Source organism: Butyrivibrio sp. INlla18 (assembly GCF_900103635.1).
Taxonomy (GTDB): domain Bacteria; phylum Bacillota; class Clostridia; order Lachnospirales; family Lachnospiraceae; genus Butyrivibrio.
The window spans coordinates 149752-163235 of sequence record NZ_FMXK01000005.1; the positions used below are offsets into that span (position 1 = coordinate 149752).

15 protein-coding genes are annotated in these 13484 nt (G+C 41.3%); 1 reads left to right on the forward strand and 14 read right to left on the reverse strand.

The window, feature by feature from the left end; genetic code table 11:
* Positions 1-8: 8 nt before the first annotated feature.
* From BLS24_RS03480 to BLS24_RS03530, 11 genes are all read right to left on the reverse strand, one after another.
* Complete coding sequence (locus BLS24_RS03480) at positions 9-845, reverse strand: class I SAM-dependent DNA methyltransferase (RefSeq protein ID WP_091756185.1); 837 nt, start codon at positions 843-845, stop codon at positions 9-11.
* 3 nt (positions 846-848) lie between these two features.
* Positions 849-1322, reverse strand: coding sequence for a COG2426 family protein (locus BLS24_RS03485; protein WP_091756187.1), 474 nt, complete (start codon positions 1320-1322; stop codon positions 849-851).
* Positions 1322-2371, reverse strand: a complete 1050-nt coding sequence (hisC, locus tag BLS24_RS03490) for a histidinol-phosphate transaminase (RefSeq protein ID WP_091756189.1) — start codon at positions 2369-2371, stop codon at positions 1322-1324. The genes BLS24_RS03485 and hisC overlap by 1 nt, the downstream gene beginning before the upstream one ends.
* A gap of 132 nt (positions 2372-2503) precedes the next feature.
* Complete coding sequence (locus BLS24_RS03495; protein WP_091756387.1) at positions 2504-3205, reverse strand: sugar transferase; 702 nt, start codon at positions 3203-3205, stop codon at positions 2504-2506.
* 30 nt (positions 3206-3235) lie between these two features.
* Positions 3236-3949, reverse strand: coding sequence for a hypothetical protein (locus BLS24_RS03500; protein ID WP_091756191.1), 714 nt, complete (start codon positions 3947-3949; stop codon positions 3236-3238).
* A 37-nt stretch (positions 3950-3986) separates the two neighbouring features.
* Positions 3987-4730, reverse strand: a complete 744-nt coding sequence (locus BLS24_RS03505; protein ID WP_091756193.1) for a class B sortase — start codon at positions 4728-4730, stop codon at positions 3987-3989.
* A 4-nt stretch (positions 4731-4734) separates the two neighbouring features.
* Positions 4735-5793 (reverse strand): LCP family protein, encoded by a 1059-nt coding sequence (locus BLS24_RS03510; protein WP_091756195.1) that lies wholly within the window; start codon positions 5791-5793, stop codon positions 4735-4737.
* A gap of 9 nt (positions 5794-5802) precedes the next feature.
* Positions 5803-6165, reverse strand: coding sequence for a DUF5011/hyalin repeat domain-containing protein (locus BLS24_RS03515; RefSeq protein WP_091756197.1), 363 nt, complete (start codon positions 6163-6165; stop codon positions 5803-5805).
* A 119-nt stretch (positions 6166-6284) separates the two neighbouring features.
* Positions 6285-7118 carry a polysaccharide biosynthesis tyrosine autokinase gene (locus tag BLS24_RS03520; RefSeq protein WP_091756199.1) on the reverse strand — a complete coding sequence of 278 codons (834 nt, stop codon included), beginning with the start codon at positions 7116-7118 and terminating at the stop codon, positions 6285-6287.
* Between the two features lie 13 nt (positions 7119-7131).
* Complete coding sequence (locus BLS24_RS03525) at positions 7132-7857, reverse strand: YveK family protein (RefSeq protein ID WP_091756201.1); 726 nt, start codon at positions 7855-7857, stop codon at positions 7132-7134.
* A 28-nt stretch (positions 7858-7885) separates the two neighbouring features.
* On the reverse strand, positions 7886-8611 hold the full coding sequence (locus BLS24_RS03530) for a CpsB/CapC family capsule biosynthesis tyrosine phosphatase (RefSeq protein WP_091756203.1): 726 nt from the start codon (positions 8609-8611) through the stop codon (positions 7886-7888).
* A 182-nt stretch (positions 8612-8793) separates the two neighbouring features.
* Here BLS24_RS03530 and BLS24_RS15565 point away from each other — a divergent pair, with 182 nt between their 5' ends.
* Positions 8794-8976 (forward strand): DUF4250 domain-containing protein, encoded by a 183-nt coding sequence (locus BLS24_RS15565; RefSeq protein WP_091756205.1) that lies wholly within the window; start codon positions 8794-8796, stop codon positions 8974-8976.
* Positions 8977-8983: 7 nt separating this feature from the next.
* Here the strand turns inward: BLS24_RS15565 and clpB are convergent, their stop codons facing one another.
* From clpB to BLS24_RS03550, 3 genes are all read right to left on the reverse strand, one after another.
* Positions 8984-11572, reverse strand: a complete 2589-nt coding sequence (gene clpB, locus BLS24_RS03540; protein ID WP_091756207.1) for an ATP-dependent chaperone ClpB — start codon at positions 11570-11572, stop codon at positions 8984-8986.
* Between the two features lie 104 nt (positions 11573-11676).
* Positions 11677-12825: a cob(I)yrinic acid a,c-diamide adenosyltransferase gene (locus BLS24_RS15365; protein WP_242872222.1), complete on the reverse strand. Its 1149-nt coding sequence runs from the start codon at positions 12823-12825 to the stop codon at positions 11677-11679.
* On the reverse strand, positions 12826-13431 hold the full coding sequence (locus tag BLS24_RS03550) for an HdeD family acid-resistance protein (RefSeq protein ID WP_091756209.1): 606 nt from the start codon (positions 13429-13431) through the stop codon (positions 12826-12828).
* Positions 13432-13484 lie beyond the last annotated feature (53 nt).

Here is a 13484-nt window from a genome sequence, read left to right on the forward strand (position 1 = left end):
TCAGTTCCTTACTTTCCGCTTTCTCTTGCTACAATATAGATTCTCTCGCTATCCTCGGTAGGCTCTTCGTGGGTGTCTGCATCGATGGCAGTGATAAACTCAAGGCCTGATTTTGATACGAAGTTTTTCATCTCATCGAGAGTGTAACCTCGCTGGTAGTGAGTTTCAACCGAACGTCTAAAGAGCTCCTTTTCCTCATCACACATAGCAAAAATAGTAAGGTCGTATTCGTTGATGTGCTCTTCTTCGTGGTAATAATTTTCCCAGATAAAGCTACAGTTCTCGCGGCTCTCGGCTATGGTCGTATCGCCGATCACATCGCGGTACTTGTGGAGAGTATTGAAATCAAAGATAAACACTCCCTTAAGAAACAGGAAGTTATTAACAAGCTTAAAGGTCTCGATGACGTCTTCATCCTCAAGAAGGTAGTTGACGCTATCACATACGCTTACGATAGTTCCAGCTGTGCAATAAAGGTCTAGTTCTCTCATGTCCTGCTCAAGGTACATGATGTTAAGGCCGTTCTGAGCTGCCTTATTGCGGGCAATATTGAGCATATCGGATGACAAGTCGATTCCCACCATGTCATAGCCTCTTTTAGCCATTTCCTGGGTAAAAGAGCCGGTGCCACAGCCAAGCTCAACCACAAGATTTCTCTCTTCTGCAAGAGCTACCTCTGAGTCTTCTATAGTATCGTAGTCCTCAGCTTTTTGGTCTGAAGATGCAGAAGGCTTGCTCACTCCATATTTCTCAATTAGTGATACAACAAAATTACCCCATACTTCGTATGGGGTTTCATCCATGAATGTATCATATACAGCTGCAAAATCTGTGTATGCTTCCATAAATTAAAATAAACTTCCTATGATCAAAATGATTTTAGTTCCAAGTCCCATTATAACGCCTGCAAGTACTACTCCGCAAACAACTGCTCTAACGCTCTTCTTGAAATCCATATCAAGGATAGAAGCTGCAAGTGTTCCTGTCCAAGCACCTGTACCAGGAACCGGGATACCTACGAATAAGAAAAGTGCCCAGTAAAGGCCTTTTCCAGCCTTCTCCTTAAGCTTCTCACCGCCCTTGTGTCCCTTTTCAAGACAGAATGTAAAGAACTTGCCGATCACTGGCTTATCTTTTCCCCATTCAAGAACTTTTCTTGCAAAGAAGAAAATGAAAGGCATTGGAATCATGTTTCCTATGATAGCAATGATGTAGCTTGGAAGAATTGGAAGTTCCATTTTAATAGCGTATGGAATAGCTCCTCTAAGCTCAATAAGTGGCACCATAGAAACCAAAAATACGATCAAATATTGTTTTAACATCAAATAATCTCCTTCAAAGCTCTGATAAGAGTATCCATCTCTTCATCTGTACCAATTGAGATTCTGAGATACTCATCAATTCTAGGTAAATCAAATCGACGCACTATTATACCACGGCTTCTCAAATTAGCAAAGATTTCCTTACCAGACTTCTTAGGATGCTTAGCAAAAATGAAATTAGTCTTTGAATCAGCAAATTCAAATCCAAGATTCTTTAACTCTTTCTTGACTCTTTCTCTGGTGTCAATGACCATGTTCCTGGTCTTGTCGAAGTAGCATCTGTCTGAAATGGCAAGCGTTCCAAGTTCAAGAGTAGTTGTGTTCATTGTGTATGAGTTGATAGAGTATTTGACGTCAGACAAGTACTTAATAAGCTTCTCATTTCCTATGGCATAGCCAATTCTCATGCCTGCCATCGACCTTGATTTAGAAAATGTCTGAACTACCAAAAGGTTATCATACTTATCAGTAAGAGGAAGTGCTGACTCACCGCCAAAATCGATGTAGGCTTCATCAACGATAACCACTACGTCACGGTTCTTTTGAACAATCTCCTCAATATCCTTAAGCGGAAGCTCTACGCCTGTAGGGGCATTAGGGTTAGCAATAACAACTCCGCCGTTCTCAGCAAAGTAATCCTCTTTGTTTATAGTGAAGTCTTCTGCAAGAGGCATCTGCTTGAAGGGAATCCTATAGAGATTTGCCCATACATCATAAAATGAATATGTAATATCAGGGAAGAATACTGGCTTATCAGAGTTAAAGAATGTAAGAAAAGCATCAGCAAGCACATCATCTGATCCAACACCAACAAACACATTCTTTGATGAAACATTATAAAATTTGGCAATTGCATCAACCAAGATCGAGCATGTTGGATCCGGATATTTTCTGAATTTATCAACATCCATATTCTTAAGCGCCTCAGCCACTGCTGGTGCTGGAGGATATGGATTCTCATTTGTATTAAGCTTGATGATATTCTGGATCTTTGGCTGCTCTCCTGGTGTATATGGAACTACCTTCCTTACGTTTTCTTCCCAGCTCATAGTAATACTCCTTTTTTATAAAATACATGTCCTCATTATATACACTCTGTTACGCTATTGCAAGAAAGTATTTTATGCTTAAAAAACCTCGCTCCAAAATAGAGCGAGGCTTTATAACTATTTACATTATGATCAGTATGCACCGTCCTGACCAAAGATAGCCGGGAAGGTTCTGAATATGAGCTCGATATCTTTGGCAAGACTCATATCCTGGATGTATTGAAGGTCAAGTTCAACCCATCTGTCCCACTTGATCTTGGACCTGCCACAAACCTGCCAGTAACATGTGAGACCTGGTTTAACGATAGTGCGTTGTTTTTCGTAGGCATTACATTCTTCCATCTGGGAAGTAAGAATTGGTCTAGGACCAACTACGCTCATATCACCTTTAATGATATTAAACAACTGTGGAAGCTCATCAATAGAAAATCTTCTAATGAATCTTCCTACATGTGTTACTCGTGGATCATTCTTGATCTTGAAGGCATGGCCTGTCTGCTCATTCTGAGCCTGCATGCGTTCAAACATTGACTCTGCGTTCTTGTACATGCTTCTAAACTTGTAGATCTTGAAGCTCTTCATATCCTTGCCAGCTCTCTGCTGGGTAAAGAATACAGGACCACCATCCTCTAGGAATATGGCAAGTGCAGTCACCAAAAATACAGGTGACAAAAGAATCAGTGCCACACTAGAAGAGACAATGTCAAATAATCTCTTTATCCACTTATAGATATTGGGCTTATGATCATATATTTCCTGATAATTAAGCTCAATTATCTTTCTACCTGCACCTGCTCTAAGCTCGGAAACAGGTATTGCATTTGCTTTAGCCATTCTCATTTTTCCTCTTTGTAAAAGGTTTTATCAACCTGTAACTGATGCGAGAACAGGTACCCTTACAAAGGCGATCGTGCCGTGCTTAGTCATGTTAACTACTACGTGGTCTTTACGAATCTCTGCTGTTGGTAACTGTACCCACTGATTATTCTGAATCTGGTAAACTGCTATGTTATCCCCAACAACTACCCCACTAACATAGAAATTAACTTTTGCTGATGTAAATGATGCTCCTGGTGAGCTTGTTGTAACCACATTAAGAAGTGTACCGCCTACATTTGATGCAAGAGTAGTTGCAGCTGTAAGCTGTCCACCTGTAGCTGGTGTGAGAACGAATGTAACGTTACTCTTACCACCATTTATCTCCACGTGTCCGCCCTGGGCTACGGTATTGCTGCCATAGCCGACAGCATTATTTCTCTTATAGAATTCATTAGCTGAAGCTCTTGAGCTAGGTCTTGATTCACCGCCTGATGAGCTCTTGTTATTATTGTTATTGTTCTGACCAGCTCTAACAGCATTGGTCAAAGACTGGATCTGCTTGGTGAGCTCAGCAATTGTCTTGTTGTTTTCTTCCTGGTTCTTCTGCATCTTTTCCCATTCTTCTTTGGAAATACTGATAGAACCACCTACATTGTTGTCCGTACTAGTCCCTGTACCTGCTGCATCTTCAGCGCATACGCACAATGTTGATGAAAACATCATGACGCCTACAACCATCAACGCAAGAATCTTTTTCATATAATTTGCCTCCATACATTTAAAAACAACGCTTCATTTATTCATCTTCTGGATTGCTCCAGTCAATTTCTCTGTCGATCTGACCTGCAGGATCACCTACAAGACATCCCACAACAAGTATCTGTTTGCTAGGATCACTTGGGCTTGGAGCTGTCATTGTAAGTAAAAAATGTTCTGGACTAAGTCCCTGCTCCCAACCTGGTCTGATGATATTGGTCATACTCCTCTGGGAGTACATATCATCAATGAACTGCTGGCATCCGTACGCATATGAAAAATCATATTTTTCAACTAGTCTTGTGCCCTCAGTAGTATATGCCGCAATGACATAATAAGCAAGAACATTTCCTTCCATGTATACCAAAATGAACTGGTGGTCATCAAAATATACCTTATCAAGGAACTTTTCAAGCTCCGATGGTGCAACTCCATGTACAACCTCATTAAAGTCACACATGTCTGGCATATTAGCTGCTTCTATATAAGCACATTCATTTGTCGCCGGTTCTTTGTCTGCATTATGAGTAGCGTAAAAGTAATCATCGCCATCACCGTTTTGACAAAGCGGTAAATTTATATCTGTATCCTTAACATAGATCCAGGCAAATATGTCGCTGTTCTTTTCACGCAGTGCGTGTACATCCACAAATTTGCCATTTTCCGAATCTGGTGTCTTTACTTCTTTTGAACATCCTACTAGCATAGCTGCTATTAATAAAACAGCAAAAAGCCGTTTAAAAGACAGCCTCTCTATATCTTTATATCGTCCAATTCTACGCATTTGTTTAGCTCACACCATCAACTTTTTCATAAAAAACTTCAAGTATTGTCTCGTAAAGATCATCCTGATCAACATAAAACTCTTCAAACTTGCCGCTTTTCTTGGTCTCACCATCCAAAAGGATAAGATCTGCCTCACCAAAACTATAGGTGGTAATGCTAGGAGCAAGGTAACTGATCTCATCTGCTGTGATATTGGTAGTCATCATACCACTTATTGCTGAAAAGAGCTCTATAGGAGCATTACTATCATTTTCTGCAGTCTTTCTTGCTGATTCGAGGAATCCATTAAGATACTGCTTTTGTCTCTCAAGTCTGCCATCATTTGAAGCATATATGTTAACGTCTCTGGCCTTAACATAGTAATAAGCTGTGTCACCTTCAAGATGAACCTTCGCCCCTTTCTTAAGGGACTTGTCCCACTTGGTAAGGTCCTCAAGAACTGTAACATCAACGCCCCCTACCTGATCATTTATAGTAGGAATGGCACTCATATTGATAGCTGCATATCCATGGATAGGTAACTGGTAAAACATATTTGAAACAGCCTTGACCTGATATTCACAGCTCTGCTCAAGTCCATCGCCGTATGCGTGCTGAATTGCGATCTGTCCAACTTCTGTAGTCTGATATCTACCGTATTCATCATAGACATCTATGTCAGCCATGCTGTTTCTGTTGATGCCGATGATCTTGATGGTCTCATCATGTGGATTGAGTACCAGCAGGAAAAGAGCATCCGCCTGGCCACCATTTTGTCCATCTGTAACCTTTGATACTATCTCATCATCCTTATCGATTCCCATTATAAGGAATGTAGTAATGTCCTCGTTATAATCGTAAACACATCCATTATATCTAACCCAGTCTGATTCCCAACGCTGCTCTGTTCCCTGCATAGCGCCATCATCTGTCTGGGCCATCATCGGTGTGCTCGTAGCAGATTTAGATCCAAGATTTGATTTTCCAAGTATCCTCATTACTTCAAGGCCTGCAAGTCCAAGTGTTGTAATAGTCATCACCACAGCCCAGACAATGAGAATTATTCTGCCTGCTTTCTTCATCTAAAACTCCTAGTCTTCCGTCTCCTCATTTTCGCTACTTGCCTCTGTAGCCGCATCTTCTGAACTAAACATCATATTAGGAAATTGATTTTCCTCTAGTTCATCCAAAGGATCTCCGTTGCTATCAAGGTCTCTGACATCAGCTGGGAAAACTCGTGACTGCTTGGTCACATTTCCGCTGTAATCAGCAACTGCGTAATAAACCACTGCAGTTCCGGCATCTCTGTTAAGTACCACCTTTTCTACAACGATCCTGTTTGTAAGATCGCCATCCTTGGCATCATAAGCGTTTATTCCTACGATCAGATCTTTTTCCTCAGTTTCTGAATCATATACCAGATTCACTGAAGAAAATCTAAATTCGGGTGCCATCCTGTCGCTCCTACCGTACGCGATCACTATAAGAGCAATGAGGCATCCGCTCAATATGGTAAAAAATATCCCAAGAATATTCCCTTTCACAAGTTCCTCCACATATATGCAATGAAATATTAGTCTTTTCTGGTAACTCCTGCAAGATAATTGAGCTCATCAAGATCGTCATCATCAGGAAGGTCAGCTTCTGGAGTCTTTGGTCTTCCTGAGCCAGAGCTTATCTCTGCGTCATCCCCATACTTACCATAGTACTTGCCATAATATTTGCCATAGTACTTGCCATAATAATTGCCGTAATGGCCATAGTAGCCCTTACCTGAAATATCAACCTTATTAAGGACCACGCCCAGCATCTTGGCACCAGCCTTATCAAGCTGATCCTTGACTCTCTGAGCAAAGCGGTAACTGATGGCATTACTCTCTATTACCATAACTGTTCCGTCGCACTGCTTGGATACAACGGCCGCATCGATAACGCTTCCAAGAGGAGGTGTATCAATGATGACATAGTCAAATACCTGCTTCATATTCTCAAGGACCTTGCTAAAGATCCTGCCGCCCAAAAGCTCACTTGGGTTAGGAGGAACAGGTCCACTGAATATTACATAGAGATTAGGTGTATCTGTCTCGCAGATAACACTTGAAAGTCTCTCTCTTCCTACAAGGCAATGTGTAAGACCAAGTCTTACTGATCCTGTTCTGTACCTTCCAACAAGGACTGATTTACGCATATCTGCATCTACGAGAACAGTTTTTTTGCCAGCTTCTGCAAAGGCTCTTGCAAGGGCCATTGCTACTGTTGTCTTACCTTCACCAGGGGTACAGCTTGTAACAGAGATAACTCTGACATTCTGTCCACTGAACTCTATATTACTTCTAAGTGTTTTGTATGCTTCTTTTATCTGATAATTGTTTTCTGATTGGCTAAAGTGAAGTTTAGCTGTCTGCATAGGCTACCCCATCCTACTTTTTCTTGGCTTTCTTGTTTTTCTTTTTGTCCTGCTCATCAACTGAGAGTGGAACAAGTGCAAGTGTGCTAAGTCCCAGATATCTCTCAACATCGTCGTTGCTCTTAATGGTGTCATCAAGAAGGTATCCAAGTACTACAAAAAATGCTACGATCACAGCCCCAACAAATCCTGAAAGGATAGTCCATCTCATGACACTAGGACTTGCCTTCTCAGTAGGAACATTAGCTGTCTCTGCAATATTGATAGCATCGATATCCATAACGTTAGTAATATGCTCACTGGCCACTTCCCTGATGCAGTTTGCTATCTTCATGGCCATTAAAGGATCTTCATCCTTGACTGTAATAGCAACGATACGTGTATCTGATGGTGTATCAACTCTAAGAACTGATGCCAGCTGCTTGTACTCCATATCTATGAGGTTAAGTCTCTGAATAACTTCCTCAAGAACGTATCTGCTCTTTATAAGTTCTGCATAATCCTGTGTGAGCTGAGTGGAGATCTGCACATCTGAATATGTGACTGTCTGGTTCTCCTCTTTGTTCAGGATATAAATCTTGGTCGTAGATTCATATGTAGGGTGCATTACAAACTTGCTGACAAAAAGACCTGAAAGCGCAAAGAAAAGTCCTGCACTGATGATCAGAAAAGCTCTTCCCAGCAATATGGAAAATAGTTCCCCCAGATTGATTTCTATGATGTCGTCTTTTCTATCCACACATTTCTCCCTTATCTGGTGACTAACGTCACAGAGTTTCGTTATTTAAAACTGCGACAGGATTATCGTAAAAGATTCTTTTACCGTATGCTTCCCCATATTTCCTGTCTACATAACTGCGGCACTCAAGTAGCTCTGGTGCTCTTGTCTTGGTATCATGAGCATCTGTGGCTACAAAGTGAACCAGCCTGTTTTTCAAAAGTTTTTTGACAAATAATTTAATACCAAAGCCATACTTGCCCATAATGCTGGATGCGTTCACTTGAATGAGGCATCCCATGTTCACAAGCTCTTCTACGTAAGAAGGATGAGATACTATATCGCTATAACGCTCTACATGGGCAATTATAGGTATAAAGCCCGCTGCCTGTACCTGATATATTGCATTGTGTATAGCTTTGTAAGGATTGGTAGGATGAAACTCTACTAAAACATAATCAGAACCTGCCAAGGTACATATCTTGCCCTGTTCAAGCTCTGTCTGCGTCTCATCACTATAGTATATTTCGTTTCCTGAGTAAAGCTTTACTTTGATCCCCAGTTCATCTGCCTGCTGTTGCAGTTTATCTTTATATACTTCATTGTGTTGTGGGCTGACATTGTGATGCATCGGTTTGTGATGTGGTGTTAGAATAATATGAGTGATGCCATTTTTTTCGGCTATCTTAAGCATCTTGAGACTAGTTTCCACATCTCTTGATCCGTCGTCTACGCCAGGCATAATATGACAATGTATATCTATCGATTCCAGCATATTTAACCTTCCAAAGTTTAGATGTATACTTACTTGTGTGTGCCGGTTTTTAATCGAGATCAACATACAAGATAATATAATTTAACACAATAATTATACACCCACAAAATAGGCACTTTCAACATAATGTGGTAATTTATAAAACTTTTATCAAGATGTTGGGGCGCCCAAAGGAGACCAAAATGTTACCTCAAGATCCAATCATGTTAATGAGCTACTTAAACACCAAACTTCGCGACAATTATAGTTCTTTACAGGCTTTCGCTGATGACAACGACCTTTCATCAGAGGAACTCTTAGCCATAACAAAAAAACTGGAAGCAGCCGGCTTCACATACAATGCCGACCGCAACCAGTTTATTTGATAATTTTTTATACAGCTTTAGCTTTTAATTCTCCATCTACTACATCAAACTCAATTGTTCCGTGAGGTTTGACTTGATCCTCGAGGATGAGTTTGGCGGAGAGGGTTTCTACGTTCTTTTGGATGAAACGCTTGAGTGGACGTGCGCCGTAGATTGGGTCGTAGGCGTTGTCTACTACGAAGTTCTTGGCTGCGTCTGTGAGAGTGATGGAGATTTCTCTGTCTGCGAGACGCTTGTTAAGGTCTGAGACTACGAGGTCTATGATGCCGCCAATGTTGTCCTTTGTAAGAGGCTTGAACATTATGGTTTCATCTAGTCTGTTAAGGAACTCAGGTCTAAAGTGAGCTCTTAAGTCATCCATAACTTCTTTTTCTGCAGCAGGGTCAATGCTTCCATCTTCCTTTATGCCATCAAGAAGGTACTGTGCACCAATGTTTGATGTCATGATGAGGATAGTATTCTTGAAATCCACTGTTCTACCCTGGGAATCTGTGATACGTCCATCATCTAGAACCTGCAATAATACGTTGAATACATCTGGGTGAGCTTTCTCAACTTCATCAAAAAGAACTACCGCATAAGGTTTTCTTCTGACAGCTTCTGTAAGCTGACCACCTTCATCATATCCCACATATCCTGGAGGCGCTCCAATAAGTCTGGATACGCTATACTTCTCCATATATTCACTCATATCGATGCGGACCATATTGTTCTCATCGTCAAAAAGTGCCTGAGCAAGGCTCTTAGCAAGCTCTGTCTTACCAACACCAGTTGGTCCAAGGAAAAGGAATGAACCGATAGGCTTGGTAGGATCCTTTATTCCAGCCTTGGATCTCATGATAGCCTCTGAAACAAGGGTTACAGCATCATCCTGACCAATAACTCTCTGATGAAGCTCATCTCCAAGATGAAGAGTCTTGTTTCTCTCGCTCTCAGTTAACTTGCTGACTGGGATACCTGTCCATCTGCTAATGATACCTGCAATCTCATCCTCTGAAACTCTCTCATGTACAAGAGCTCCATCTGACTCTTTTTCACGGGCAGCTTCTTCAGCCTCTTCAAGCTCTTTTTTAAGAGCAGGGAGCTTACCATACTGAAGCTCACCAGCCTTCTCATAATCGCCATTTCTCTGAGCTATAGCAATCTCTGAGTTGATGGTATCTATCTGCTCACGCATAGCTGCAAGCTTGTCCACAGCTTCTTTTTCATTGGCCCACTGAGCCTTCCTGGTATTGAAGTCTTCACTAAGCTCTGCAAGTTCCTTCTGAAGGTTAGAAAGTCTCTCCTTACTAAGTGAGTCATCTTCCTTCTTGAGAGCTGCCTCCTCGATCTGCATCTGCATGATCTTACGGTTCATCTCATCAAGCTCAGCTGGCATAGAATCCATCTCTGTCTTGATAAGAGCACAGGCCTCATCCACAAGGTCGATAGCCTTATCTGGAAGGAATCTATCTGAAATGTACCTGTTAGAAAGAACTGCAGCACTCACAAGAGCACTGTCCATGATCTTAACGCCATGGAATACTTCATATCTTTCTTTTAATCCACGAAGAATACTGATGGTATCCTCAACTGTTGGTTCCTCGACCATAACTGGCTGGAAACGTCTCTCAAGAGCTGCATCCTTCTCAATATACTGTCTGTATTCATTGAGAGTTGTAGCACCGATACAGTGGAGCTCGCCTCTTGCAAGCATAGGCTTTAACATATTGCCAGCGTCCATGGCGCCATCAGTCTTGCCTGCGCCAACGATCAAGTGAAGCTCATCTATGAAAAGAATGATCTCTCCATCAGATTCCTTGACGTCCTCAAGAACTGCCTTGAGTCTCTCTTCAAATTCGCCTCTATACTTGGCACCAGCAACAAGCGCGCCCATATCAAGAGAAAAGATCTTCTCATCCTTTAAAGCTGTTGGAACGTCGCCGCTAGCTATTCTCTGGGCAAGAGCCTCTACTACTGCAGTCTTACCAACACCAGGCTCACCGATGAGAACCGGATTATTCTTGCTCTTTCTGGAAAGGATCCTGATAACATTTCTGATCTCAGTATCTCTGCCGATCACAGGATCAAGCTTCTGCTTCCTAGCCTTCTCAACCAGCTCTGTTCCGTACTTATTGAGAGTATCGTAGGTTGCCTCAGGATTATCAGTAGTAACATTTCTGTTACCTCTGACCTCTGCCAGAACCTGAAGGAATCTGTTCCTGTCTATACCAAACTCCTTGAAGATCTCCTTGACCTCTCTATTAGGTCTCTTCATAACTGCAAGGAAAAGGCACTCAACTGGAACATAGGAATCTCCAAGAGCCTTGGCCTCATCTTCAGCTGATAAAAGAGCTCTGTTAAGATCAGCCCCAATATATGGCTGTCCTCCCTGAACCTTAGTCCTCTTCTCTATTGCGTCAATGATCCTGTTAAGGAAAGTCTCACTGTTAATACCCATCTTCTCAATGAGCTTGGCAATAAGACTATCCTCGATGGTCATAAGAGAATAAAGGAGATGTTCCTGTTCAATCTCCTGATTGCCATATTCCATAGCAACTTTCTCACAGCCGTTGACTGCCTCTATGGACTTCTGTGTGAATTTCTGTATATTCATAGGCACCTCCCTTCTAACTTCTAAGCGCCCCACATAAAAAGACATTATGTCTTTGTGTTTGTTGTTCTATTACAACTATAACACACAAAAACATAATGTCAACATTAAAATTCGATTCCAAGTCTTCCCTGTATTCCCGCATCAAAAGGATGTTTTCCCTTTTCCATCCTGGTGATATAATCCGCATGATCCACAAAGAAATCATCCGCATTTCTTCCAGTTAAGACTATCTCCATGTTCTCCGGCTTATTTGCTATCAGATCTTTAAGTCTTGCCTTATCAATTATTCCAAAGTTCCACGGATAGGTCACTTCATCAAGCACCAGAACGTCGCACTCTCCAGCCTTGACCTTATCTGTTATCTTATCCAGGATCTCATTGTGAGCCTTTGTGAAAAGAGCTATACTCTCCTCGTCGTCTTTCTTAAACCAGCCCATATCCTCTTTTTTCCTGATAACAGTAATATTAGGCAGATTCTCAAAGGAGTTAAGCTCTGAAGTTTCTCTTCCCTTCATGAACTGCGAGAAGATAACTCTTTTACCAGCTCCTGCTGCCCTTACAGAAAGACCTATAGCTGCAGTTGTCTTGCCCTTGCCCTCGCCAGTATATAAGTGGATAAGTCCTTTTTCCTCATGGGCAGGCTTAGTTTCTAATTTAGCTTCATCAACAATTTTTCCCTTATACTCCTCCATTCTCATGCTACAATTCTTGGCATTACATTCAGCACACTTAGAATGGCTCTCCTGCTCCTTATCATAAAGCTTTGTAGTAAAAAGAACGCTCTTTTTAGGCACAAGCACATAAGCTTCGTTATATCTTATCTTCTTTTGACCAAGCTTTTTCATGATGGCAGGAATATCTTCCAGCGGAAGTTCCTTGCTGCCAGCAAAGGTATATCCGCCAGTATATAGTCCCGTCATTTCATGAATCTTGGCATCAATCTGATCATAGGCCTTAGACAAAAGCTCAAGTCCAAGGCAGTCCACGATATAAGCTCCATGGATATCCTGCTGCCTTACAAGGACATTTTGGTATTCATCAAAAGCTCTTCCCAGGCTCGCTACCACAGTTGCTACCTTGCCCCCTTCTTTATCATCCTCAACTATGTAGTGAAAAATAGCATGAACTCTAGGATGAACTTTCCTATAGAGCCTTATGATCTCGTTTTTATCTTCTTCATTAAAATGATATCGCTTGATGAAATCAGAAAAGCAGTTTTCATCAAGCGATACATTAAGCGCTTCAAAAGTCATTTATTTCTTTCCTTCATCAACATCTTCTATGACCGCTTCAACATCGATAGGCTCAAGGTCTGCTTCAGCCTTTCTTGAGTACTTGCCTACTCTTGAAACTGTCCAAATATTGGATACTCCGTCATAGACAAGAAAGATTCCTATGATCATAACTGCAAACTTCTTGAAGAACGCAGGATCAACAATAAGGAATACTCCCATTCCAATAGTTATGATAGCAAGAACAAGTGAAAGCCACCAAAGTGGATACTTGTAGCTTACAAGTGAAAATGTCTGTGACAGATTGACCATTCCTGTTATCAGGATAAAGAGTCCGAATATCTTAGGAATAAAATCCGTAAAATCGTTAGGGTTAAAGAATATCCAGGTTCCAACGCCCACAATGATGATTCCAATAAGGAATCCGCTGGAGTGTATAAAAGTTTTTTCTTTGCGAACAAAGTAGCTGACAACCATCACTACTCCTGCAAGGAATAACAAGATAGCCAGTGCTCTAGCCATTATGACAAGGCTTGCCTTTGGCCAAAAGATAAGCACGAAGCCTATAGTGATCATGATAAGAGCTTCAAAAACGTGGTTAAGTTTTAATTTCTTAAGCTTTTCCATCTCCCCACCTCCAACAATATAAATATATTATAGTCCTTTTAAGACACTATTGA

Coding starts and splice junctions, on each gene's coding strand:
- BLS24_RS15365 (WP_242872222.1), bottom strand. CDS start 12,825: ATGACTTTTGAAGCGCTTAATGTATCGCTTGATGAAAACTGCTTTTCT.
- BLS24_RS03550 (WP_091756209.1), bottom strand. CDS start 13,431: ATGGAAAAGCTTAAGAAATTAAAACTTAACCACGTTTTTGAAGCTCTT.
- BLS24_RS03480 (WP_091756185.1), bottom strand. CDS start 845: ATGGAAGCATACACAGATTTTGCAGCTGTATATGATACATTCATGGAT.
- BLS24_RS03500 (WP_091756191.1), bottom strand. CDS start 3,949: ATGAAAAAGATTCTTGCGTTGATGGTTGTAGGCGTCATGATGTTTTCA.
- BLS24_RS15565 (WP_091756205.1), top strand. CDS start 8,794: ATGTTACCTCAAGATCCAATCATGTTAATGAGCTACTTAAACACCAAA.
- BLS24_RS03485 (WP_091756187.1), bottom strand. CDS start 1,322: ATGTTAAAACAATATTTGATCGTATTTTTGGTTTCTATGGTGCCACTT.
- BLS24_RS03510 (WP_091756195.1), bottom strand. CDS start 5,793: ATGAAGAAAGCAGGCAGAATAATTCTCATTGTCTGGGCTGTGGTGATG.
- BLS24_RS03495 (WP_091756387.1), bottom strand. CDS start 3,205: ATGGCTAAAGCAAATGCAATACCTGTTTCCGAGCTTAGAGCAGGTGCA.
- clpB (WP_091756207.1), bottom strand. CDS start 11,572: ATGAATATACAGAAATTCACACAGAAGTCCATAGAGGCAGTCAACGGC.
- BLS24_RS03520 (WP_091756199.1), bottom strand. CDS start 7,118: ATGCAGACAGCTAAACTTCACTTTAGCCAATCAGAAAACAATTATCAG.
- BLS24_RS03505 (WP_091756193.1), bottom strand. CDS start 4,730: ATGCGTAGAATTGGACGATATAAAGATATAGAGAGGCTGTCTTTTAAA.
- hisC (WP_091756189.1), bottom strand. CDS start 2,371: ATGAGCTGGGAAGAAAACGTAAGGAAGGTAGTTCCATATACACCAGGA.
- BLS24_RS03530 (WP_091756203.1), bottom strand. CDS start 8,611: ATGCTGGAATCGATAGATATACATTGTCATATTATGCCTGGCGTAGAC.
- BLS24_RS03515 (WP_091756197.1), bottom strand. CDS start 6,165: ATGGCACCCGAATTTAGATTTTCTTCAGTGAATCTGGTATATGATTCA.